At 36.8% G+C, this 23390-nt stretch carries 18 protein-coding genes and 3 riboswitches; of the genes, 5 read left to right on the forward strand and 13 right to left on the reverse strand.

Going from position 1 to position 23390, the window contains the following annotated elements:
* Positions 1-95: 95 nt before the first annotated feature.
* The 4 genes from B0X80_RS10925 to B0X80_RS10940 all read right to left on the reverse strand — a co-directional run bounded on the left by B0X80_RS10925 (position 96) and on the right by B0X80_RS10940 (position 5844).
* Positions 96-1067, reverse strand: a complete 972-nt coding sequence (locus B0X80_RS10925) for an AraC-like ligand-binding domain-containing protein (protein ID WP_077340234.1) — start codon at positions 1065-1067, stop codon at positions 96-98.
* A gap of 125 nt (positions 1068-1192) precedes the next feature.
* Positions 1193-2203, reverse strand: coding sequence for a phenylacetaldoxime dehydratase family protein (locus tag B0X80_RS10930; protein ID WP_077340236.1), 1011 nt, complete (start codon positions 2201-2203; stop codon positions 1193-1195).
* 142 nt (positions 2204-2345) lie between these two features.
* The gene (locus B0X80_RS10935; protein ID WP_077340238.1) at positions 2346-3353 is read right to left on the reverse strand and encodes a carbon-nitrogen hydrolase family protein; all 1008 of its coding nucleotides are present in this window, start codon (positions 3351-3353) and stop codon (positions 2346-2348) included.
* Between the two features lie 88 nt (positions 3354-3441).
* The gene (locus tag B0X80_RS10940; protein ID WP_077340240.1) at positions 3442-5844 is read right to left on the reverse strand and encodes a TonB-dependent receptor; all 2403 of its coding nucleotides are present in this window, start codon (positions 5842-5844) and stop codon (positions 3442-3444) included.
* 523 nt (positions 5845-6367) lie between these two features.
* On the opposite strand from B0X80_RS10940, the gene B0X80_RS10945 reads away from it, so the two are divergent.
* The gene (locus tag B0X80_RS10945) at positions 6368-6859 is read left to right on the forward strand and encodes a DUF3592 domain-containing protein (protein WP_077340242.1); all 492 of its coding nucleotides are present in this window, start codon (positions 6368-6370) and stop codon (positions 6857-6859) included.
* 17 nt (positions 6860-6876) lie between these two features.
* Here the strand turns inward: B0X80_RS10945 and cobO are convergent, their stop codons facing one another.
* Genes cobO through B0X80_RS10965 form a run of 4 tightly spaced genes read right to left on the reverse strand, consistent with a single transcriptional unit; the run spans position 6877 to position 10446 of the window.
* Positions 6877-7494 (reverse strand): cob(I)yrinic acid a,c-diamide adenosyltransferase, encoded by a 618-nt coding sequence (cobO, locus tag B0X80_RS10950; protein ID WP_077340244.1) that lies wholly within the window; start codon positions 7492-7494, stop codon positions 6877-6879.
* A gap of 18 nt (positions 7495-7512) precedes the next feature.
* Positions 7513-8397 (reverse strand): tetratricopeptide repeat protein, encoded by an 885-nt coding sequence (locus B0X80_RS10955; RefSeq protein ID WP_077340246.1) that lies wholly within the window; start codon positions 8395-8397, stop codon positions 7513-7515.
* Between the two features lie 50 nt (positions 8398-8447).
* Entirely contained in the window at positions 8448-9809 is a 1362-nt protein-coding gene (locus B0X80_RS10960) for a cobyrinic acid a,c-diamide synthase CobB (RefSeq protein WP_245825440.1), read from the reverse strand.
* Between the two features lie 40 nt (positions 9810-9849).
* A complete protein-coding gene (locus B0X80_RS10965; protein ID WP_077340248.1) occupies positions 9850-10446 on the reverse strand; it encodes a hypothetical protein in 597 nt (198 codons plus the stop codon).
* Between the two features lie 120 nt (positions 10447-10566).
* Positions 10567-10952, reverse strand: a riboswitch (cobalamin riboswitch).
* 117 nt (positions 10953-11069) lie between these two features.
* Here B0X80_RS10965 and B0X80_RS10970 point away from each other — a divergent pair.
* From B0X80_RS10970 to cobD, 3 genes are read left to right on the forward strand one after another with little or no spacing between them, the layout of a single operon-like run.
* A complete protein-coding gene (locus B0X80_RS10970) occupies positions 11070-11657 on the forward strand; it encodes a histidine phosphatase family protein (protein ID WP_175623928.1) in 588 nt (195 codons plus the stop codon).
* Positions 11658-11686: 29 nt separating this feature from the next.
* Entirely contained in the window at positions 11687-12706 is a 1020-nt protein-coding gene (locus B0X80_RS10975) for a cobalamin biosynthesis protein CobD/CbiB (protein WP_245825441.1), read from the forward strand.
* Positions 12707-12734: 28 nt separating this feature from the next.
* Complete coding sequence (cobD, locus tag B0X80_RS10980; RefSeq protein ID WP_077340252.1) at positions 12735-13757, forward strand: threonine-phosphate decarboxylase CobD; 1023 nt, start codon at positions 12735-12737, stop codon at positions 13755-13757.
* Between the two features lie 289 nt (positions 13758-14046).
* On the opposite strand, the gene B0X80_RS10985 is transcribed toward cobD, so the two are convergent.
* The 5 genes from B0X80_RS10985 to B0X80_RS11005 form a co-directional block, all read right to left on the reverse strand.
* Positions 14047-14574: a PEP-CTERM sorting domain-containing protein gene (locus B0X80_RS10985; protein ID WP_077340254.1), complete on the reverse strand. Its 528-nt coding sequence runs from the start codon at positions 14572-14574 to the stop codon at positions 14047-14049.
* A gap of 357 nt (positions 14575-14931) precedes the next feature.
* Entirely contained in the window at positions 14932-16845 is a 1914-nt protein-coding gene (locus B0X80_RS10990; protein ID WP_077340256.1) for a TonB-dependent receptor domain-containing protein, read from the reverse strand.
* 63 nt (positions 16846-16908) lie between these two features.
* Positions 16909-17004: riboswitch (adenosylcobalamin-variant (AdoCbl-variant) riboswitch) on the reverse strand.
* Between the two features lie 65 nt (positions 17005-17069).
* Positions 17070-18563 carry a cobyric acid synthase gene (locus B0X80_RS10995; RefSeq protein ID WP_077340258.1) on the reverse strand — a complete coding sequence of 498 codons (1494 nt, stop codon included), beginning with the start codon at positions 18561-18563 and terminating at the stop codon, positions 17070-17072.
* Complete coding sequence (gene cobU / locus B0X80_RS11000) at positions 18563-19135, reverse strand: bifunctional adenosylcobinamide kinase/adenosylcobinamide-phosphate guanylyltransferase (protein WP_077340260.1); 573 nt, start codon at positions 19133-19135, stop codon at positions 18563-18565. The genes B0X80_RS10995 and cobU overlap by 1 nt, the downstream gene beginning before the upstream one ends.
* A gap of 141 nt (positions 19136-19276) precedes the next feature.
* Positions 19277-19473: riboswitch (cobalamin riboswitch) on the reverse strand.
* 588 nt (positions 19474-20061) lie between these two features.
* Positions 20062-22587, reverse strand: a complete 2526-nt coding sequence (locus tag B0X80_RS11005) for a TonB-dependent receptor plug domain-containing protein (RefSeq protein ID WP_077340262.1) — start codon at positions 22585-22587, stop codon at positions 20062-20064.
* 240 nt (positions 22588-22827) lie between these two features.
* Between B0X80_RS11005 and B0X80_RS11010 the strand changes: the two genes are divergently transcribed.
* Entirely contained in the window at positions 22828-23373 is a 546-nt protein-coding gene (locus B0X80_RS11010) for a GbsR/MarR family transcriptional regulator (RefSeq protein WP_077340264.1), read from the forward strand.
* The last annotated feature ends 17 nt before the right edge of the window (positions 23374-23390 follow it).

The following is a 23390-nucleotide window of genomic DNA, read 5'->3' on the forward strand; positions in this document are numbered from 1 at the left end:
ATACACAATAATCATTATTTTACGAAAAATATAAGCAACACTATGCATGCTTAAATAATACCGTTAAATAATATGATTCAGACATACTATATAAATTACCTAAATTGACTAGGGCTTTGTCCGAAGTGTTTTTTAAAGCATCGTGAGAAATGAGCCCCACTTGAAAAGCCCACATTATAAGCAATGGTTTCAATGCTGTGGCCTGAATAATAGGGATCCTGTAGTAGTTTTAAGCCCCTATTTAAGCGTTTCTCTAGCACTAAACTGTGTACACTTTCAGTTTGTTCTTCAAAAAGTTTATTTAAGTAGCGAATTGAAATGCCTTGAGAGGCTGCTATAGATTGGTTACTAAGATTGGTGTTACACAAGTTAGTTTCAATGTATTGATGAATGCGATTTATTAAAGATTCTTTTACTACTGAGTTACTGCCTACTTGCTCTAACATAACTGACGAGCTAAACGCCATTGCGATCATGTTTATAATATTGTTTGATAATTCGTTTGAGGCTTGATCGAGGTGGCTTAACTCTTTGGTCATCGACAATATAAAGTTGGTCATAACAGCACCTAAGCCTGAGGTGCCAGACATTTGAATGGCGGTATATTGCTCGGGGTTCATTAGGTGGCGGCTTAGTACATCTTTGGGCATCTGTACAATAAATTGATGAAAGTTTTCTTTAAACGAGAGAGAGTATGGCTGTGTACTATCGTACATTGCAAAAGAGCCTGGGGTTAAAATGGCTTCTCTACCACTTTGCCTAACAATGCCTTGCTGAGCCAGTTGAAAGCTAATTAAAAAATCAGCTTCTGATGTTTTACTTATTTGCTGTTTAGAACGTACCACTTGATGAGAGTCTGAAATAACCTCAGCAAAACGTACATCACCAATACCTACACCACCGCGTAATTCACCGTAAAACTGTTGATCCGCATTATCGTCCTTTTTAATACAATCGAGTTTAACAAATTCATTACAGACAATATCGCTCCAGTATTCAAATTGATGTTTTTTATCACCAACATCTTGAGCGTTTTTTCGGTAACCGTCTGAGATGAAAAACCCCATCACTCATACCTCTATTATTTTTGTTTACTTTTATCCCCGTTACCACTCAATAGGTTATTTCAGAGTATCTTGAATGGTTACGGGTATAATACAAAAAGTTGCGTATCACCTAAGATACGCTTTTTTTAAGCGTAGCTCAATAATCCTGTATTTTTGTGGCAATTAATGTATTCAAATTCACAACCTTCTTTAGGAAGAACAACAACTTCATGCCATAACTTTAATTGCAGGTTTTCACCGAAAGTCATCACCATATTCATAAATCGGTCTAAAATAGCTAAATGTGTTGGATGGCTTTTAGCCCAGTTTTCAAAGGCATATATATCCGCCGCATAACCTAAGCCGAAACTTTGAGAGATGGTAGTCCAATTATTGGCTTTAGTGTCGACAAAACGCATTGAATAACATTGTGTGTCTATAGGGTTATCGCGTAAATACTTCATACCTTTTAATAACACGGGATGAACTTGCTTTAAATAAAAAGACGCTTGCTCACCTACGCAATCACCCCAGTTTTGGCCCGAACGAATAACACAGGTGTTTTCAGGAGGAATAACAATAACACGCTGGCCGTTATTCAATTTTTGAGAAGCGACGGTTAACCCCTCGTTAAGTGCGCTAATTTTTTGGTTACTGAGTAACTTGTCGTTTTCAGAAAGCGGAATCCTATCGCGCATACCGCCTGCATAACCATGTTCTTCTATAGGGCCTTCTAATTCATCAGCAACGGCACTTACCCCATGAGGTTGAGTACTTGAGTTTAAGGTTTCAAGTCGATCTAATGGCATGGCGATAATTTCTCGCCAGTAACCAACACCTTCGTTAAGACGTTCATCACTTGCCCACCACACGCTTGTGTTATCGGCTGTTAACCACTGTTGATAAACAGAGCGCCGCCAGTAAGCAATATATAGATAATTTTTTACTTCTGCTTTGTCGACATATGTACCTTGTTCCATTTTATCGGGTGCGTATTTACCGACTAAAGCTGTTTGAGCCCATGCATCTAAAAGCTTTGGCGAGTCTGCCTGTATTCCAAAATAACCAACAACTAAAGGATCTTCGCTGTTATCCCAATTAGCTTGCCATGCGGGAGCGGGTGGTTGCCAATTTTTAGGCATATTATGTTGCGGCATAATGCTTTCCTCTTAATATAGATATGAGCTTTTAAACATGTTTTTTGAACATAAGCTTTCTAACTAAAATCAGTATAGTTTTTAAATCAACCTACGCTATTTTTATTATGTTTAAAAAATAGCGTAGATGTAATATTCAATATTATTTTTCTACATTGTCATCAGTTTCAATAACAACATCTTCCTGAGAAGCCAAATCTGTAGGAGATAAAACATCTACTGGCAATTGTCGTGTTTTATTAAATAATAATCGTGTTACGTCAGGTCTTGAATAATGTCCTACAGGGTCAGCAAAAGACTTAGCAATAGTAATAGCACCTAAATCAATTTCAGCAAAGAGTAGACCCTCTTCATTTTCAGGAAGCGGTTCACATAACGGGCTACCATCAGGGCCATATATTTGTGCAAAACCTCCGCCTACGCCAATTAATTCAGCTTGCTCTTCAGTAGTAACCAGTACATCGTACATTTCTTGAGATAGAACACCGCACGGCGCTAAAACATAACATTGCCCTTCTAATGCATATACTTGAGAAGCGGCATTATTAGCTGTTGCGCCTAAAGCATAAGCTTGCGGGTAAGTACTAAAAGAAGGCCATGCTGCAATATGAACTTGCTCATGCATACTGAACATTGCATATTTACTTAACGGTTGTAAATGTTCCCAGCACGCGAGTTGTCCTATGCGCCCTAGTTCAGTATCAACTACATCAAAATCACTTCCGTCACCATCACCATATACGGTACGTTCCATATGCGTTGGTTTTAATTTTCTTCTACCTTTAAGTAAATTACCTTCGTTATCAAATAAGAATTGAGCAATATAAAGTGAACCATGGTCGCGTTCACTCGCACCAAAAGATAAGAAAATATTGTTATCTTTGGCAGCTTGACCAAGACGCTTAAATTGCGGGCCATCTACAACAAGGCTGTTTTCATGATATTGCTGAAAATATTGCACATTATGTGCTGTTGGCGATAACCAAATCCACCACGGATAGCCCGGAAACCAACATTCTCCAAAGGCGACAATGTCGGCACCTTCTTGAGATGCTCTTTCAATTAAACCTATGGCTTTATCAACACAGCCATCTAAATCCATAAATACAGGTGCTGCTTGAACCACTGATGCTTTAAATTTAATACTCATAATAATTCTCCGAAAATGGTTGCCTGTGTTATGCAGGCAACGCTATACAATATTTAGATATAAATGTTTGATAGATACTTAGAACAATTTATTCGCTATAGAATCTAAAGGTTAAATACCACTCTCTAGGACGAGAATATGTACCATCAATAACGCCAGCGCCTGGCTGTCTAAATCCTGAAACTATATAACGTTCATCTGTTAGGTTTTTAACACCTAAAGAAACATCCCATCGTTCAGACTCAGGCTTAAACGTTAATGAAGCATTAACAGTACTTAAGCTGCCAGTGATCAATTCAGGAGTATTTTCAGCATCATTTGCTTGCTTACTAGTATATGAATAATCTACGAAGTATTTCATTGTGCTGCCTGACTCTAAGTACGAAAAGTACTCAGCAGATAAGCTTGCAGATTGTTCTGGTGTGTTGTTAAACAAAAAGCCTTTTTTAATTGCAGCTGTTTCATCAAGTTCAGTGTATTGCGCATCAATAAAACCAACGGCACCAGTAAAGCTTAAGTTTTCTGTAGCTACCCAAACAAAATCCGCTTCAATACCTTCAATTTTTGATTTACCTGCGTTTTCAATAAAAGGTGTTAATCCACGCTGTACGGTAATTTGTAAATCGTCGTAATCCGTTGAAAAAATTGCGGTATTAAATCTAAAGGTGTCATCTAACCATTGAGACTTCATACCAACTTCGTAAGTAACGGCTGTTTCCTCATTAAAAGCAGGTGCTTCTAATACTGGTACCGTTACACGCGTTGTCCAACCGCCACTTTTAAAACCTTCTGAGTACGATACATAAGTTAATACGTCGTTATTCACTCGGTATTCAAGACCTAACTTTGAGGTTACGTTAGAAAAAGTTTGATTGTTTGTTGTAGTAGGAAAATAGAGTGTTCTATCACTTGGATCTGAATACCCCTGTGCAGGAAAACCGTTTTGACCAGCAAAGTCATTTAAATCACGTTGCCCACCAATAAAGGTTTTATCTTCATAGGTATAACGTAAACCAACTGTGGCACTTAACGCATCTGTAATTTGATAGTTTGTGTGAAAAAACAATGCATAAGCGTCGTTATCAAACTCGTTTGGGCCAAAAACTTGAACTAAACCTTCACCAAAAACAACATGGTCGTCTAATGTGCCTTCTTCATGAAAGTAATAAACACCTGCTACCCATTCAAGGTTGGTATCAAAAGACAAACCTGTTAATTGTAGCTCTTGCGACCACTGTTTTTGCGACATAGCAAAAGAAGTATCGTTAATCGCTAATGGAGAACCATCAACATCTGAACCAAAAAAGCTATCTAGCTCACGATAAGCAGTAATACTTTTTAAATCTAGATTATCTTCTAAGGACCAATCAACAGTCGCCGATGCCCCCCAAGAATCTAATAAAGAATAATTAGCACCACCACCGTAACTTGTATCAATGTTGTCAGTAATAAAACGATCATCATAAGGGATACGATCGTTATTTGGATCGTCATCAGCATTGGTTGGTCCAAATGCGGGTAAGCTGCCACGATTAGTACTACAAAATGGTGCCGGAGCGCCGCTAATACAAGCGTTGTAAGCATCACCTAATGTGCCACCAGGAACCGTAAACGTATCAATTAAAGTATTAGGGGCCGACTCTTCATTTGCATTAGTAAAATCAGCTGAAAGTAAAACACTCACATCTGAGCTAGCGTCCCAATAAAGCTTAGCCCTAACAACATCGTTGTTTTCGCCACCTTGACGACCGTTAAAATTTTCTTCTCCCGTTGATGAAAATAATCCTGTATCTGAATTAATAGCAGCAGGATGACTTAATCGGCGATGATAACCATCACGGTTTTTAGATGAGAAAGAAATTTGAGAATATAAGTTATCGGTGAGTGGAATATCTACCGCACCACGAATATCCATTCGGTCGAATCGACCTAAAGTTACCTCACCTGTATATTGAAATTCGTCTGCAGGTCTACGTGTTACAATGTTTAAAGCACCACCTATGGTATTTCTACCAAATAACGTCCCTTGTGGGCCTTTCAATACTTCAATATGCTCTAAATCAAGCAGATCAACAACAGAGCCAATAGCGCGAGCATAAAAAACGCCGTCAATATACATACCAACACCCGGCTCTAAGTTAAAGGCAAAATCTGATTGCCCTATACCTCGAATAAATGCTCCTAATACTTGTGTTGAACCACTAAAAGCAGACGTGTAATCAAGCTCAACATTTGGAATTGAATCAGCAATATCGGTTACTGTACTTATTCCCTTTGATTTAAGCGTTTCGCTATTAAAAGACTGTATTGCAATAGGTACATGCTGTAAGTTTTGTGAGCGTTTTTGTGCTGTTACCTCAATAACTTCAAGCCCTGGATTTACTTTTACAGCTTCTGGATTTTGTGTTTCTTCAGCATAAGCTGCACCAGATAAATTTAAAGCAATCGCTAGACTCGATAATTGAAAGGTTTTATTTTTTATAATATTCATAGTATCCCCCAGTTAAGTTTTAGTCTCTTATGAAACTAACTTAATTAAAACTTATACAACTAGGTACTATTTAACCATGCACAAATAGGCACTTTATCTTGCATAAAAGTGCACTTTAATATATTTACCATAAATTACAGCGCACTAAAGAGCTCTCACGAGAGAATTCTTTAATACATAAAAAATATATAACTAACAACTCAAGTCTTGTTATGGGAATTGGAATAAGTTCAGCAATTTATCGATATATTATTAACTCTATCATTGTGGTCGATTTTTATAAGCCTGTTTTATTGCATTAACTAGCTATGTATTTTTATCTATATTTACTTCGTAAAATATTTTAGAACGCTTTAACCTTTGTGGTATATTTTTACAATAGCTAGTTTTCTCTTTATGTAAGGCTTTCTTTTGGGTATGTTGTTATTTTGCTCGATAAAACAGTAATGTAGAAGAAATGCCAAACTAGCGTCGCCTCAAAGGTTCGTTAAGCGCAATTTAGAGATAATAGGTCATTAAATATATGATTGAATATACAATAAACATGTGGGAACTTGCTGCTGAAGGAGATAAGCAAGGGGTGCTATATTTTGTAGTAATTTATGCATTAGTTGTTTGCTTATATTCTCTTATTCGGCAAGTGTTAATAAAACAATGGCCAGTTACAAAAGGAGTTTTGCAAAATGCTTCAGTCAAAAAATCGGGAGACGCAGAGTTAATTGTATCCGAGCAAAATTATAAAGTTGATTCATTATATACATATCAGGTGTGTGAAAAGGAATACCAAGGAACAAGAGTATCACCTTGGATAATAGTAGCCTCCCACAATGCTAAATCATTGCTTACAAAACAATTAAGTTATATTCAAAAAAATGAAGATGGCACGGTCAATGTATTTTATAACCCTAAAAAACCGAAAAAGAGTTACTTAGTAAAACCAGGTCTTTTCGGTATGGTTGTTACTTTAGCTCTGGCGGTTCTTCCTTTATTTTTATATTTACATGAATACTTATAAATCACATAAAAAGCAAGTTACCAATCTAACCCTTTTTGCGCTTTAACACCGGCTTTAAAGGCATGTTTTATTGGTTGAACTTCCGATACGGTATCGGCTAATTCAAGTAAGCGTCGATGACAAGCTCTACCCGTAATTAATACATGTTGCATTTTGGGGCGATTATTTAATGTTTCAATAATGTCATCTAAATCTATGTATCCGTACTTCACCATGTAAGTCATTTCATCAAGCAGCACCATGTCTATATTTGGGTTACTTAGCATTGCTTTACTCTTTTCCCAGGCAACTTTAGCGGCAGCTATATCCGTCTCTTTACTTTGAGTTTCCCAAGTAAAGCCGGTTCCCATAACGTGGTGTTCTACAGGAAATTGTTTAAGAATGTTCATTTCGCCACATTCCCACTTTGATCCTTTAATAAACTGTACAACACCTGCTTTCAATCCATGGCCAACTGCACGTAAAACGGTACCGAAACCCGAAGTACTTTTGCCTTTACCATTACCGGTAATAACCACTAAAACGCCGCGTTCTTCGGTAGCTTTTGCTACACGCTCATCTACATTGGCTTTGATTTTTTGTTGGCGAGCTTTATGTTTTTCTTCATCGGTTAAGGTATTACGTGGTTCTGTCATAATTGTCTTCTTTCTAATTTAATGGCTAAGCTCAAAGTCTAGTTTTCTTACTTTGATGTTTACGCCTGATTTTGTGAGTTCTTGGTAAAAATCAACAAGATTACACTCTTCAACTTTCTTACATACAATACCGTATTTTAAAATAGCGGTTTTACTACTTTGTAAAGAAGCCAGCTTTAACCAATGTAGTGCCTTGTTAAAATCTTTATTAACAAACTGCCCATTAATATACATTTGAGCTAAATTAACTTGCCCTTTTGCGTAACCTAATTCTGCTGATTGTTGAAAAAATTTAAAGGCACTTTCTAGCCTTGTTTCATTAAAACGATCATTTAAAAAAGCTTCACCTTTACTATTTTCTTTTTTACCGTAGGTTAATTGATTTGAACGATAATGTTCTTCTGATGGGCTAACGACATTGCCATATAGCTTATTTCGAACTGGCCTATTAGCTAAATATATTGCGCCACTTTCAAACATATTTTTAATTTTATTGTGGGGCATATCGTAGCGCTTAGTTTCAAAGTAGTCTTTAAAGCTTAGCTGCCCATAATAAATAGCATTAATAACGGCATGTTTACGTTGATAGTAAAAACCGCCATACATAAGCGTAACAATGTCGCCTGTTATATCAACGACCTTAGCAATTCTGTACTTTTCATGAGGTCTTAAATCTTTGGTGAGTAACCTAAAATCCATAAAGTAAATATCGTTAATTTTAGGTGTTTCGATAATGGCTGAAGAGTTATCTTTTTCATGCTTGTAGTCCATATACTCTGTAAAACTGAAATACGAAGCAATAAGAGTAAAAAACACAGCTAACACTTTTAGGGGGATTTTCATTTGACGAAAACCTATGGGGCTTGCTGCCATAGTAATTTTTATTCCTGTATTTGCTGTCACCTAACTTCCCTTTAAGTCTATTTTAATTTCACCATACTACCCTGCAGCCATTATTTAGTAAAAAGTTTTACCGTTAATTCTGGATTACTTTGAAAATACCAATGCATGTACGACGCAATAATATTACCGTGCTGATAAACAAACTCCCCTAAGCGTTCACTTGGGTGATGCTTAGTTTGACTAATATGTTCTAACGAGATGTCAGCACTTGAGTAATGAAAACTGTGGCCGCGCATTACATTATTATCTAACGTTTCAGTTCCTTTTAAAGGTAATTCAACCCACTGAGAACCAATAGCCGCTAGCTTTTTTTGCATAACGGCATTACCCGGTAACAAGCCAACCATTGAAAACTTTTTATCTTGTAAGTCAGTTAGCTGCTCAAGTAAATACAACATACCACCACATTCTGCAATCAGTGGTTTATTGGTTTTAGCAAAAGATCGTACGCTCGATATAAAGCTTGTATTTTGAACAAGTTGCTCAGCATATAATTCTGGGTAACCACCGGGAATATATAACACATCACCTGCTGGTAGCTCTGCATCTGTAAGCGCTGAACAATAAACCAGCTCAGCGCCTGTTTCTTGTAAAAAAGCGATATTAGCCGCATAAATAAAACTAAAAGCTTTGTCTTTTACAATAATAATACGAGTGCCTTTTAAAACACCTTCATGTTGATACTCGTGTTCAACCTCTTCACAAGGAAAAAACTCGACACTGGCAGGAAGTTCAGCTAAACCTGTAGCGGCAATATGAGACGCTGCTTGATCAAGTTGTACATCAATATCAGCCAACTCTTGTGCTTGTACTAAACCTAAATGACGTTGAGGTAACGTAATAGTGGCATCTTTAGGCATTCGACCGTAAAAGCGTAAATCGTCAGGCAAGCAATTTTGTAATATTTCGGTATGTCTAGGCGTGTTAACTCTATTCGCTATAACACCTGAAAATGGCAAATTAGGACGGTAGTTAGCTAATCCAAAAGCAACCGCTGCAAAGGTTTGCGCCATGGCAGAAGCGTCGATAATACCTAATACTGGAATATTAAAATACTCAGCTAAATCAGCACTGCTTGGCGTACCATCAAAAAGCCCCATAACCCCTTCAATCAAAATGAGATCTGACTCAAGCGCAGCTTTATATAACAACTGTTTACAGCCTTGTTCACCCACTAACCACAAATCTAATTGATACACTAATTCGCCGCTGGCTTGGCGTAAAATCATAGGATCAATAAAATCAGGTCCTACTTTAAATACGGTAACCTTTTTACCTTGATTACGATGATACCTAGCGATAGCAGCAGTAATCGTTGTTTTTCCGGTGCCTGATGAAGGAGCAGCAACAATTAATGCTGGGCACATAGTGCCTGTGCCCTTTACGTTATCAGGAGTATTTTCAAATGCCAAAGTAAACGCCTTTTATTAATAAGTTGATGTAAGCAACAATTTATGATGAAAGTTGAGCTGTTGTTTTTTCAGTGAAAAAACGATTGATACACCAATGCATTACTATTCCTGTAGCAACATAAAACACAGGATTAGAAACTGATTTAAAAAAGTATTTATTTACTCGTGTTGCATATTCAGCCCACGATAAATCAGGAAATTTCCCCGAGAAGGCATAATAACTACCATTAGAGATGAAAAAGGCAATAGAGCTAGCAATAATTAACGCTACACTCACTTTAACAATATTGGTTATCATATTTTGTTGTGACCAATCAGGACGCACGTAATAACCCGCTGCAAACATAGCAGCATAACTAAAAGCTAAAGCAGGATAAGACGCGGTTAAACAATCACCAAATTGCCCTCGATAAAACGACGATGCTAAATCAATCGTGATAGACAAAATATAAAAAAACCAAAAGTCTTTCACTTTACGCAAGTACATACCTGCTAAAAAGAACACAGCTGTTGAAGCACTTGGCAGGCTATTGAAAGTAGAAAAATGATTACCGCGTGTAGCGATCATTAACAAAGTTAATAAGCCACATATGCTTAAGAACAAAGAAAGAGGTGATTTTACTTCAGTTAATTTCATAACAATCCCGTTAAATAGTTAACGGTGGAGAAATCAAAGTTAGTAAAAAATGAAAACTATAAATAAGAACGTTATAGGCTAATACAAATTTACTAGTCTCTGAAAAGCCGCCCACCGCAGTTGTCGAGTATAAATTAGGCCGGTCTCCGGACTCCTGTTCATCGCTTTGCAATACCTTCCCATGCTTTCATTGAATGAAGAATACCAAACGCATTAATGAATTGAACTATTTTATATGAAGAATAAATGGTCAAATACAAGGCATTTATTTTAATAACTAGTTGTTCTAATTATTAAATAAATAACGATGTAATTGGCCATTTAAACAAGTATAAATGATCAATTGGTTGTTGCGATTGGTATAAACACAGTGGTTTTTATTGCTGCTCACAGTTACCGTTGCGGGGGCAGTACTGGTATTTCACCAGTTTCACGTTTCATCTCTATTAATACTTATTCATTAAATTATAAGCATTAATGTTGACACCTAAATCTGACTGAAATAGTACCTGAAGCAGGTAAGTTATACAATGTGATTAAATGATACTGACTATTAATATTGTGCATTGAACACTGTTGCTGATTTAGTTATGCTGCGCTGCAATTATCAAAAGTACGGTTCTATGATTACAACTTTATATTTAGCTCGCCATGGCGAAACTCAGTGGAATAAAATACAACGTTTTCAAGGACAGCTTGATAGCAACTTAACCGAGTTAGGTAAAATCCAATCAGAGCAAATAGCTCAAAACGTGCTTAAGCATAATATCGACGTTATTTTCTCTTCAAATTTAGGACGTGCCGTAAACAGCGCTCAAATATGTAAACAAACGCTTGGCGTAAACACCCAAGTAAAGTCTAGCCTTACCGAAAGACATTTAGGCTATTGGCAAGGTAAGCAAATAACAACCTTATCGAAAGATCCTAGCTATGTTGAGCTATTGCATAAATTTACCGAGCTAACACCTCAAGGTGGAGAAAGCGCTGTAACTTGTGGTGAACGTATTTACAAAGCACTTGAAGAAATTGCGATAGCCTATAAAACAGCTAATATTTTAGTGATTTTTCATGGTGAGGCTCTGCGTTGTTTTTATGGCTATATTGGTAATAATTCGAATATGAATGCCTACGGCTTATTTAAAAATGGCTCTATTAACAAGCTAACTTATGAACATAACACCTCGAGTTTTCATTTAACGCCATCGACATAAACTAAATAGATCTATAAAAAGGAAAGAAAGTGACATTTAACGAACTTACTTTATGGTTATTTTCTACACTGCCTTTTTATACGCTTACATTAACAATTATTTTAGCTTTATTACTTGATAAGTACTTAGGTGAAGCTCGTCAGTATCATTACTTAGTAGGCTTTGGTTGGCTTGCTCAACAAATCGAAAAGCGTTTAAACACCTTTCAAACCGATAAAAAACCAGACGAAACACAGCCATTACGCTTCAATATAAAAAAGGCATTATTAGGCTCACTCGCATGGGCTATTTTAGTGTTGCCTATTCCGTTACTTTATTTTTTATACCTCAATCATTTAACTTGGTACTGGCAAATATTATTAGACGCTACCGTGCTTTATTTAGCTATTGGCTTAAACAGTTTGCATCAACATGCTATGCAGGTTTACCAACCGCTAAAAGAAAATAATTTAGTACAAGCAAGGCACTTTACTGGTTACCTCGTCAGTAGAGAAACAGCAGAATTAACGCCTACTGAAATGTCGCGAGCAACGGTTGAGTCTATGCTAGAAAATGGTCACGACTCGGTTATCGCATCAATAGCCTATTTTATTATTGGTGGTGCGCCGCTAGTGATTATTCATCGCTTTGCCAATACGTTAGATGCAATGTGGGGCTATCGTACATCACAATTTAGCTCTTTTGGTTTCGCCAGTGCTCGGCTTGATGATGCATTAGGGTTTATTAGTGCAAAAATATGCACCTTGTTATATGCCATTCAAGGTAAATTCCTTACAGCATTAGCAAACGCCTATAAACAAGGTAATACATACAAAAGCCATAATGGCGGCTGGGTTATGGCAGCCGGTGCAACCGTGATGAATAAAAAGCTAGGCGGCACAGCGCAATATAATGGTAAAATAGTTGAATCGGTTACCTTGGGTTGTGGTGAAAATATAACGATTGAAGATATTCCTAAAAGTGTTTCCGTCGTTAATCGAGCGACTTTAATACTCACGTTAATAGTATTGTTATGGCAAGCAATTAGCTTTATCGCGTTTACACACTAACCAAGCATAAATTCAGTGAGATCACTTCATGGCGCTTATCCACGGCGGACAACTTCAGCAAATAGCTAACCAATATAAAATACCTGCAGAACAATGGCTTGACCTATCAACAGGCATTGCACCAACGAGCTACCCTATTCCGCATATTCCATTAAGTATTTGGCAAAACTTACCCCAAAGTAATAGCGAATTATTAGCTGCAGCTAAACATTATTACCAGTGCGAGCACATAACCATAACAAACGGTAGCCAAGCCATAATAAAAGCACTGCCTGAATTATGGCAGCTAAAAAATAATGCTTCTCAACATGTTTATCTACCCAAATATGGCTACAAGGAACATGCTCAAGCATGGCAAAAGGCTGGCTATGAGCTACATTTTTATTTAGATGAGTTACCACCAATAGACGTTATTTATCCTAATAGTGTACTGGTTATTATTAATCCTAATAATCCCACAGGTAAGTTATTTACACGTAAAATAATCATGCAATATCAGGCATTAATGCAAGAGCTTAATGGCTTGTTAGTGGTTGATGAAGCTTTTATGGATGTAATAACAGCTGATCATTCTATTTGCTCGCAAGTTGAAAACAGCAATACATTAGTATTTCGCTCTTTTGGTAAATTTTTTGGTTTAGCGGGTATCCGTATTGGCTTTTTGGTGGCGAATAAAAATTGGTGCGATATATTTAACGAGCATTTAGGGCCTTGGCAAGTGAACGGCCCAGCACAGGTTGTAGCCCAACACGCCCTAAAAGATACCGATTGGCATCAACAGCAAAAACAACAACTAAGCACATTAAGAAAAAAACAAGAAGCCCTATTATGGCAAGCTTTTGGTAGCGAAGTGATAGCAGAAATTAAAGGAACCGATTTATTTTTGACTCTAAGCTTTAACAACGTGGAAAGCGCTGAAAAAATATATGAATTATTATGCCAACAAGCGGTTTACGTTCGCCTAACCGACGAAAAAGATAAATTAAGATTTGGTATCACAACAGAAGATAAATTAGATAAACTTTTTAATGTGTGTCATTCAATAAAGTAAAAAAAGAATAAAAAAAAGGTTATTAACTATTGGGGAATAGTTAATAACCGGAGATAAAAGTTCAACATCATAATTAGGGAGAACCTGAGTTTACGCGTCCTGTAACATAAACTCAGGCTTATCTATATCGGTTAGAAGTAAGTAGTAGTGGACTCATCCCCAACCGACAAATTAATGATAATCATTCTCATTTAGATTGTAAAGTATTTATTTAAAATAAATTAGATTAAATTTACTAGACAAAAAAAATCCTCGATAAACGAGGATTTTAATGAGTTATGTAACCCATTTAATTAATCTTCTTTCTTTTCGTTAAAGCAACTCCAGCTAAAGCCAATCCAAACAAAGCTAAAGTGCCCGTTTCTGGTACTGAAGTAGAACCAACAACTAAACCTTCACCTGAGTCATCATAGGTATATGTTGCTAAAGTCATATCAGTACCATTGTATGTAATAGTCGCATAACCAAAAAAAGCACCAAGTGATGTATCAAATATACCAAGGTAATTATTACCAATAGACATTACAGGATCTTGAAAACCACTAGTCAACCAAGTTAGGCTGTTGTCGATCAATGCTCCTTCAGGAACAAAACCAGCAACCATCTGAGTTGATTGTGGAACACTATCTAAAGTAACCCAAGATTTATCACCACCAGTAAATCTTTCAGCCATGCCAATATCAAAAGTGCCGTCCATATCCAAATCAATATTTTCAGTACCCGATATTGGTAAAAGAATATTATGATCTATAGCAATAATCCCTGCGTTTGCAGTACCTAAAAACAACCCAGCTATCAAACAAATAATTTTTTTCATTTTCTTTACTCTCAATAATTTTATTTATAATAAACTAATAAGAGCACAATACATGCCATCAAATACAATCAACTGTTTTAAAAGAAATTAATAATATATTACGTCTTACAAATAAATCAGTACGTAAAAAATCCTGACATATAAATCGAGTAAATAAACATGTTATTTACTTTAAATAACAATTAGTTAACACAGGTGCAACAAGTAAAATAAGTGAAATAAAGTTCATATTACAAGTTACTAGATAAACATATCTCAAAAGCAACAGACACATATATTAAAGCCCTAAAGAATCAACTTTTAGGGCTTTAGACTTTCTACTTACTGAAAGACAGGATAGGACGTTTTACTCAAAACTTAAAAATTCTGGTAAGTAACACCAATGTACAAAGCTCTGCCTTGCGTAAAGTATGTATTAGCGGTTTGATATTCTTTATCAAGTAAGTTAGTTACTCGAGCATTTAAAACTAAGTTTTTAGACAACGGAGCATTTAAGCCTAAGTTAATTAACTGGTATGCACCTAACTCAACCCTATCGTTTGGATAAACACTATCTTCTCTACTACCTACAAATTTATATTCGGCATATAAGTCAGCAACGTTGATTGATGTAGTAAATTTGTAGTTAAGCTTTTCTCTAGCGCGACGAATTAATTTTTCATCTCGTTCAGTTGGAACCGCAGCTAGCTCTTCAGCAGTAACTTGATCTTTTGCATCAGTATAAGATAAGTTCAAATCGTGTGTGCCACCAGTAGATACAAGGTTAAAGCTTAATTCAGCACCTTTAATAATAACTTCATCAAAGTTAGCTGCGTCACCTGCCGGATTTCTACTAATTAATTCGTCGATTTCTGAATAATAAAAGTTAATACGCGTATCAACAGCACCTAAGCGTGTTTCAAAAAATAGCTCTGTTGTTTCTGAGCGTTCAGAATTTAACGTTGGCGTACCAAAATTAGGATAATACAAATCATTAAACGTTGGTACTTTAAAGCCTGTAGCATGATTAATAACAACACGGCTATCTTTATTAATTTGGTAACCTGCACCTAAATTATACGTATTTTCAGAATCAACGCCGCTCACATTGTCGTGTCTAATCGTCGCTTCAAAAGAGAGTACATCACCATTATATAGTGCGTTTACAAAAGCACCTGTAACATCACGCTTTTCGTCAGCATATCTTTGAACATCTCCAGAAAAGCTTAATATTCTACTGTTTGACACATCATCTTGATAAAAATCAACTCCCATATTTACTTGAAACTCATTAGATAATTGACTGTTATTTACGAATGAAAACTGATCACGGCGTGTTTCAAAAACTCCTCGAGATTGAAGATCAAGAAACCCCTCAGAACTATCTCTATTTTGACCAATGCTCAATACTGTATTATTTTTAATATTGCTAAATTCACTTACATAATTAGCTCGAACTAACCATGCATGACCTGTTAAATCAGAATTATTTTGATAAGAACCGTCAAATTCATTTTCACCTTCACTGTTCGAAAATAACCAATCAATTGAAAGATCTTCACTTATATTTTGCTGACCACGAACGGCAATAGAGGTAAATTTATAACCATCTTCATCTAATTCACCATCATCTTGAACATCAAAACCTTCAGAACGTTCATGACTAACAGTTACGGTAGTTTGTCCGTCGCCATGTTTTAAACCAATACCGGCTTTATATTTGCGATATTCGTCAGTACCAATACTTACGCCAGCAAAGTGTTCACCACCTTCTAATTGGCGAGTAAATATTTGAATAACACCACCAATGGCATCTGCACCCCATAATGCTGCACGAGGACCTTGAACAACTTCAATACGTTCAATCATTTCAGGTGAAATGTTATTAAGGCGAGTACTACCAAGAGTTGCTGAGCTCACACGAACACCATCAACTAAAATTAACGTAGCATCTGAACCATTACCTCGTAAAAAGACAGACGATGTTTGACCTCTGCCACCATTATTTGAAATATCTACACTCGGTAATGTTGATAATAAATCTTGGATTGAAATAGGGTTAATTACATCAATATCTGCACGAGTAATAACAACTTGGCTTGTTAATGCATCGTCAAGATTTAACGCTGAACGCGTAGCCGTAATCGTCATTCGCTCAATTTTTGCTTCTTCAGCTGTATTTTTTTTACTTTCTTCTACCGCTATAACAGGCATAGAAATAGCCGTTGTAATCGCTAATAAAAGAGCAGATTTTTTAAATGTGTTTGTTTGTTTAACTTGTAGTGCTTTCATGTTTTACCTCGTTAATGATGCCCTCCGCATCACTTGGTAGCCGTGTTTACACGACTTTATTAAATAAATTTAAGCGGTCGGACTCATGCATTTATATGCATTTACCGTTGCGGGGGCAGTGAGGAGTTTGCATCCTCTTTCCTTAAATTTATTATGTAATGACAACATATTAAGTTGCTTTATATGCAACTAAATTATTGTCGTGTCTAAGTTTTATCCGTAAATTACTGAACAGGTTTTGTGTTCACACCTTCATCAATAATTTTTTGAATTTGGTCTAACGCTAAATGCTCTTCACATACATCAGCTAAGCGCTCTAATTGCACTTCTCTGTGTTGGTTAATATCAATAACAGGTTGATCTAAGTCAGCTATTCTTAACCAATCTAAAACTTTCTGAGTCGGCTCTGGACAATCAAAAAATCCATGTAGGTAAGTGGCTATAATTTGATTATCTTCAGAAATACAGCCATCTGCGATAGCTTTATCGTTATGCATAATATGCAGTAGCGGATGACTTAATGCTTCGCCAGTCGAAACACCACAATGGATCTCGTAGCCTTTTAATGTGCAAGACTCATCATTTAACTTCATCACGGCAGATACTTGCGTTAAGGTTTTTTCTTGTGTGAGTGTGGTGGTAAAATCAAGTAAACCTAGCCCTGTTATTTCTTCAACATGAGATTCTATATGTAGGGGATCAAATATCGTTTTACCTAGCATTTGAAAGCCGCCACAAATCCCCATCACTTTGCCGCCGTAACGTAAATGTTGATTAATTTCTTGCTGCCAACCTTGTGCTTTTAAAAATTTAAGATCTGAAGTCACATTTTTACTACCCGGAATAATGATCAAATCAGCGCCTTGTAGCGACTGCCCTATTCTTATGTATTGCAGATCAATGTTGGGCTGTAATCTAAGAGGATCAAAATCGGTATGATTACTCATATGAGGCAGTAGCGGAACGAATATCTTAACTTTGGCTTGGCTAACTTTATTGTCTAATGCAACGGCATCTTCAGCGTCTAACGCTAAATCATGTAAGTAAGGCATAACACCTAAAACAGGTTTACCTGTGCGTTCTTCTAACCAGGTTAAGCCTGACTCAAGCAATTTAATATCACCTCTAAAACGGTTGATAATAAAACCTTTAACTCTGTTTTGTTCTGACTCTGACAATAAATCTAGGGTACCAACTAAGTGCGCAAAAACACCGCCTTTATCAATATCTGCCACAATAATTACGGGGCAGTCTACCGCTTCAGCGTATCCCATATTGGCTAAATCATGAGCGCGTAGATTAATTTCTGCTGGGCTGCCTGCGCCTTCTACCACTAAAACATCGTACTCGTTCGCTAGGCGTTGGTGCGATTCAAGCACTGCTTGCATGGCTACTTTTTTATAGTCGTGGTACTTACCCGCTTCCATATTAGAAATTGCTTTGCCGTGCACAATAACTTGGGCGCCCGTGTCGCTATTGGGCTTTAATAATATAGGGTTAAAATCTATACGTGCTTCAACTTTGGCTGCTATTGCTTGTAATGCTTGTGCACGACCAATTTCGCCACCGTCTTTAGTTACTGCACTATTTAACGCCATATTTTGCGGCTTAAATGGTGCTACCTTAATTCCTTGATTCACTAAAGCTCGGCACAATCCCGCCACTAACGTACTTTTACCTGCGTCAGACGTTGTGCCTTGTATCATGATGGTTTTCATTACTTATCTCCCTTTAAGGTTAAAGGAAGACCCGCCATAACAAAGTCGACTTTATCGGCTATTTCAGCAATGGTTTGATGTAACCAGCCCGCTTGATCAACAAACTCACGTGATAAGTTACCCATAGGTACTATGCCGTGCCCTACTTCGTTACTAACTAAAATAATGTGGATATTTTCGTGTTTTTGAGCGTTTACTAAGCTTGCTAATAATTGCTGTTTTTCGTGTTGGAAATACGCTAAATCGTGATTACATAAACAATTGGTAAGCCATAGAGTTAGGCAATCAATTAAAATACATTGACCGTTATTTGAATTGTTCTCAGAAGTATTCTCTATAGATTTTTCAACAAGTGAGTCTATCGCCTTAGCTAATAAGAGTGGCGACTCTAACGTTTGCCATTGCTGCGGACGATCTTGCTGATGTAAAGCAATACGCTTTTGCATTTCTTTATCAAGTGCTTGAGCAGTAGCTATATAGGTAACAGGTAGGTTTAGTTTTTTAGCGCACTGCTCTGCAAGCGAGCTTTTGCCCGATCGCGCACCGCCTAAAATTAAATGTACTTGTCCCATAATAACTCCATATACAAAGTATCAATAAGTTAGTTGTTTAATGATGATTAAACGCAGGTACAAGAGGGGAAGCAGAACACATTCATCTGCTCGTAAAAGCAGATAAAAATATGAAATGTTCGAGTAAACCCGCTCGACCTTATAATTCATGTGTTTTCACCTGATATCCTGACTTACAGCATCTCAACATACACCTTCCCAAGTAAGTTAACTCAGTGGTTTTACCAAATGGTAGGTATGTCGCTCTGTTTACAGTTGCGGGTACAGTTGTGGATTTTCACCACATTCCCAGTTTTATTTCTTCTTTTTAAATCTAAAGTTGAATGAAATAAATATGAAAAATACATGATATATCCTCAAAGCCATTCAATAGATAAATTTAAGAAAAGTTTGAGAATAATGATTGGCGAGATTATCGGTTTCTAGAAAAAAATAGCAAGGTTTATTTTGATGGCGGACTGAAAATAGAGCATAAACTCTATGATTATTATTATCGTATATTGGTTATCTAAATATCAATAAAGAACTATCTCTTTCTTATTATTAAAGATTTAAAGCAAATTAAAACACAACAGGTTTATTTCGCCCCTTAATCATTCATCTTTATTGTTTTATGAAATACCTAACATGAATAATTTACATAGAACATGAACGGGCTTTGATTCCGCCCATATACCCAATAAAAATTCTCATTCCAGTGCACTTAATCGATACAAAGACAACACCTTGTAAAATAATAAGTTTACTTCTGGTAACTTGCTGATATCCCCCATATAAGAGCTCTAATGATTAGACTACTTTCCTTAATTAACGATATGCCGTTTATTTTTTGTACAATATAAATAAAAACGCTCAAATACCTCTTGTGTATTTGAGCGTTTGACTATTCTTTTAAATAGCAATTACTCGCTAAAAAACTAAGACTATTAAAACCTAAAGTTTAAGCGTGCGTAATAAGTCATACCATCAAAGCCATAAGGTAAAGCTCTAACTGGGTATTTAAATGCGCCATTAGTAATAGCATCAAGCACTTCATTTTGACCTAACTCATCAGGTGTTTTATTAAATATATTGTTAATACCAATAGAAGCAGTAAAGGTTTCATTAATTTGACAATCAAGATTCACATCAATCAACACGGCTGACTCAACTGTACTCGTTGGCTTAAAGCCACTTCCTAAGTTAATATGATCATTACCAAAGTAAGTTACATCCGTTTCACCGAAATAATTAGCTCTTACAACGGTTGTCCAAGCATCTTGCGCGTAATCAAATGTTAAGGTTGCGCGTTTTTTAGGTTGTCCGTTGGTTAAAAAGCTACGTTGTAAGTTGTCTAACGCTACCGACTCAGGAATACCCGCTTGCGTGTTAACACTGTCAATTTCAGTTTCGTTAATATTACCTGCAAAAGTCACCCCAAAGTCGCCAGAAAACATATCAGTGTTGTATGAAACAATGACATCAACACCTTCTGTTACTGAGTTAACCGAGTTTGAAAAGTAGTTAGCTTGTACTGCTCCGCTTGCCTCTAATGCCGTAACCGCTGCTGGATTAAACGCTACGTCATCAGCATTAAGTAAACTGCCTAATGTTATTCTGTCGTCGATTTCTACACGATAAGCATCAATCGTTACAGATATATCATCAAGTAAAGTGATAACAGCACCTAAACTATAGTTTTTCGAGGTTTCTAAACCTAAACTATCAACACCTAAAGCGGATGGAAAAGCTGAACCTGCGGTTGCTGTAAACGACGGTAACAATACGCCATCAGCACCTAAATTAGCAGTATAAGCAGTGTACGCGCTTTGTTGAAGTGAAGGCGCTCTAAAGCCTGTTGAAACAGCACTACGTAGAGCAAAGTTTTCAGTGATGTTAAAACGTGTTGATAATTTACCAATTAACTTATCGCCGGCATCTGAAAAGTCTTCATAACGAAGGGCTGCACCTAGATTCCAATCTTCCATTAATTGTATTTCTGCATCTACATAAAATGCATAACTATGTCTATCCGCACCGCTTGCTGCATTAGGTCTTAAACCGGGATAGGCTTGAAAACCACATTCTGCAAACTTTGAAGAGTCTACTACCGAAGGAAAGGCTACATCTTGATTAGCAAATCCACAAGCATACGAAGCTTCTTCGCCAGCAACAATGGCATAATCTTCATCACGGTATTCCGCGCCAAAAGCCATATAAAGTGGTTCAGCTAAGCCTATTCCAATTAAGCCCGTAACATCAGCATTAAGGGTTAATTGTTCATATCTAAAACCACCAGAATAGCCTGAAGTAGGTCCTGCATTAGCCGCTATCTCAGCATCAGTTGCACTAGGATTTAAGCTTAAATATTCTGCAGCGTAAGAAGCATTAATCGTATTTGCAGAATGGAAGTCATAATCGTTTTGACCGTAAGTAGCTGAAACGTCATAGCTCCAATCATCATTCATTTCACCGCGAACACCTATTGCTGTTGAAAGATCTTCAGCTTCGTTGTCTATTCTTGGTAAAAATCCATCCGCATATACTTGAGGTACGTTTTTAACTGCATCACCAAAGTCACGATAAAAGCCATTACCTAAGGCTGTACGATTTGAGAAACCACCAAAAGCATATAGTTCTATATCATTAAGTGGGATCATCGCATTATAAAAAACTGAACCAAATTCAGAAGCTGAGTTACCTTGGATCCAACGAACATCGTCAGATAATGTACCTGCTGGAGTGGTAGAACTACCGCCTGTATCTCGTTGCGCTCGGTTAGTACCATCAGCATCACGATATTCAGCAGAAAGGTTAATAAATCCACCTTCAGTGCCAATATCAAAACCGGTATTTAAACCAAATGATACCGTGTCGCCATCACCCTCACCTGTGGAGCCTGCTTGAACAAAACCTGTGGTTTCATTGGTTGTATTTTTGAGTTCTAAATTGATCACGCCAGCAATCGCGTCTGAACCATATTGAGCTGCAGCACCGTCACGTAAAATTTGTACGTTTTTAAGAGCTGTCATAGGGATAGAGTTCATATCTGTACCCGCCGCACCGGCACCAACAGTACCATTTAAGCCAAAAATAGCTTGGTTATGACGACGCTTGCCATTGATCAATACTAAGGTTTGATCAGGCTGAAGGCCACGTAAAGTAGCAGGTCTGAATAAGTCAGAACCATCAGATACTTGAGTACGGCTAAAGTTAAACGATGGTGCACTGGCTTGTAGGCTTTGCCCTAACTCACTAAAACCGCCTTTAGTTAACGATTCCCCCGTAATAATATCAATAGGAGAAGTAGACTCTGTTGCTGTACGCGTTGACACTCGAGAACCTAATATAGCAATTTTTTCTACGTCTTCATCAGTCTTAACTTCAGCAGCTGTTTCAGCAAATGCAGGTAAACCAACAAATAAAGTACTTAATGCGATAGAAATGGCATGTAAATGGAATTGTTTTTTCATGTTGAATGCTCTTTGTTTTAGAATTTTTTGAGAGATGTTTTTATTGGCGCTATTCTAACCACTGCACTGGAGTGATGCAAAAAGTATGTCTCTCCTGCTTATATAAAAAAGGTCTAGCTAAGGTCGAATATATAAAAGTATTAACTGTAAAAAAATTAAAAAATATTCAAATAAATATTGATTTAAATCAATAAAGGTTTAAACTTTCAGAAAATACTGAAACCTCAGAAAATACATATCATGATAATGACAGATAAAATAGAATCGTTTGTAATGCACTGCGGAGAAATGGGTAGTCGCTGGGGCTTTAACCGTACCGTAGGCCAAATGTATGGCTTATTAGTGATCAGCAAAGAGCCATTAAGCGCAGTACAAATTTCTGAAGCGTTAAATATTTCTCGTGGCAATGTCAGCATGGGTATTAAAGAGTTGCAATCGTGGCGACTTGTTCAAGTTCAACATAAGCCAAAAGATCGCAAAGAGTATTACTCTCCTGCTGGTTCTATTTGGGAAATGGCAATACGTGTATTTGAAGAACGCCGTAAACGTGAAGTTGACCCAACCCTGTCTTTATTACGCGATAATTTATTAAACGAGCCAGCGAATGAAGAAGAGCAATATGCTCAAGTAAAAATGCATGAAATACATGAATTGCTTGAAACCATTACCCACTGGGCAAGTGAACTACAAAGTATGAGTCCTGACAAATTGAACACTTTAATGAAGCTTGGCGCAGGCGTAAGTAAAGTAATTGATATTAAAGATAAATTACTTAAGAGCAATTAATACGTTTTAATTTTATA

It is taken from the genome of Pseudocolwellia agarivorans (assembly GCF_002000085.1).
Classification (GTDB): domain Bacteria; phylum Pseudomonadota; class Gammaproteobacteria; order Enterobacterales; family Alteromonadaceae; genus Pseudocolwellia; species Pseudocolwellia agarivorans.

Bases quoted from the DNA above. Each gene is read 5' to 3' on its own strand.
- B0X80_RS10925 (WP_077340234.1), bottom strand. From the start codon at position 1,067: ATGGGGTTTTTCATCTCAGACGGTTACCGAAAAAACGCTCAAGATGTT.
- B0X80_RS10930 (WP_077340236.1), bottom strand. From the start codon at position 2,203: ATGCCGCAACATAATATGCCTAAAAATTGGCAACCACCCGCTCCCGCA.
- B0X80_RS10935 (WP_077340238.1), bottom strand. From the start codon at position 3,353: ATGAGTATTAAATTTAAAGCATCAGTGGTTCAAGCAGCACCTGTATTT.
- B0X80_RS10940 (WP_077340240.1), bottom strand. From the start codon at position 5,844: ATGAATATTATAAAAAATAAAACCTTTCAATTATCGAGTCTAGCGATT.
- B0X80_RS10945 (WP_077340242.1), top strand. From the start codon at position 6,368: ATGATTGAATATACAATAAACATGTGGGAACTTGCTGCTGAAGGAGAT.
- cobO (WP_077340244.1), bottom strand. From the start codon at position 7,494: ATGACAGAACCACGTAATACCTTAACCGATGAAGAAAAACATAAAGCT.
- B0X80_RS10965 (WP_077340248.1), bottom strand. From the start codon at position 10,446: ATGAAATTAACTGAAGTAAAATCACCTCTTTCTTTGTTCTTAAGCATA.
- B0X80_RS10970 (WP_175623928.1), top strand. From the start codon at position 11,070: ATGATTACAACTTTATATTTAGCTCGCCATGGCGAAACTCAGTGGAAT.
- cobD (WP_077340252.1), top strand. From the start codon at position 12,735: ATGGCGCTTATCCACGGCGGACAACTTCAGCAAATAGCTAACCAATAT.
- B0X80_RS10985 (WP_077340254.1), bottom strand. From the start codon at position 14,574: ATGAAAAAAATTATTTGTTTGATAGCTGGGTTGTTTTTAGGTACTGCA.
- B0X80_RS10990 (WP_077340256.1), bottom strand. From the start codon at position 16,845: ATGAAAGCACTACAAGTTAAACAAACAAACACATTTAAAAAATCTGCT.
- B0X80_RS10995 (WP_077340258.1), bottom strand. From the start codon at position 18,563: ATGAAAACCATCATGATACAAGGCACAACGTCTGACGCAGGTAAAAGT.
- cobU (WP_077340260.1), bottom strand. From the start codon at position 19,135: ATGGGACAAGTACATTTAATTTTAGGCGGTGCGCGATCGGGCAAAAGC.
- B0X80_RS11005 (WP_077340262.1), bottom strand. From the start codon at position 22,587: ATGAAAAAACAATTCCATTTACATGCCATTTCTATCGCATTAAGTACT.
- B0X80_RS11010 (WP_077340264.1), top strand. From the start codon at position 22,828: ATGATAATGACAGATAAAATAGAATCGTTTGTAATGCACTGCGGAGAA.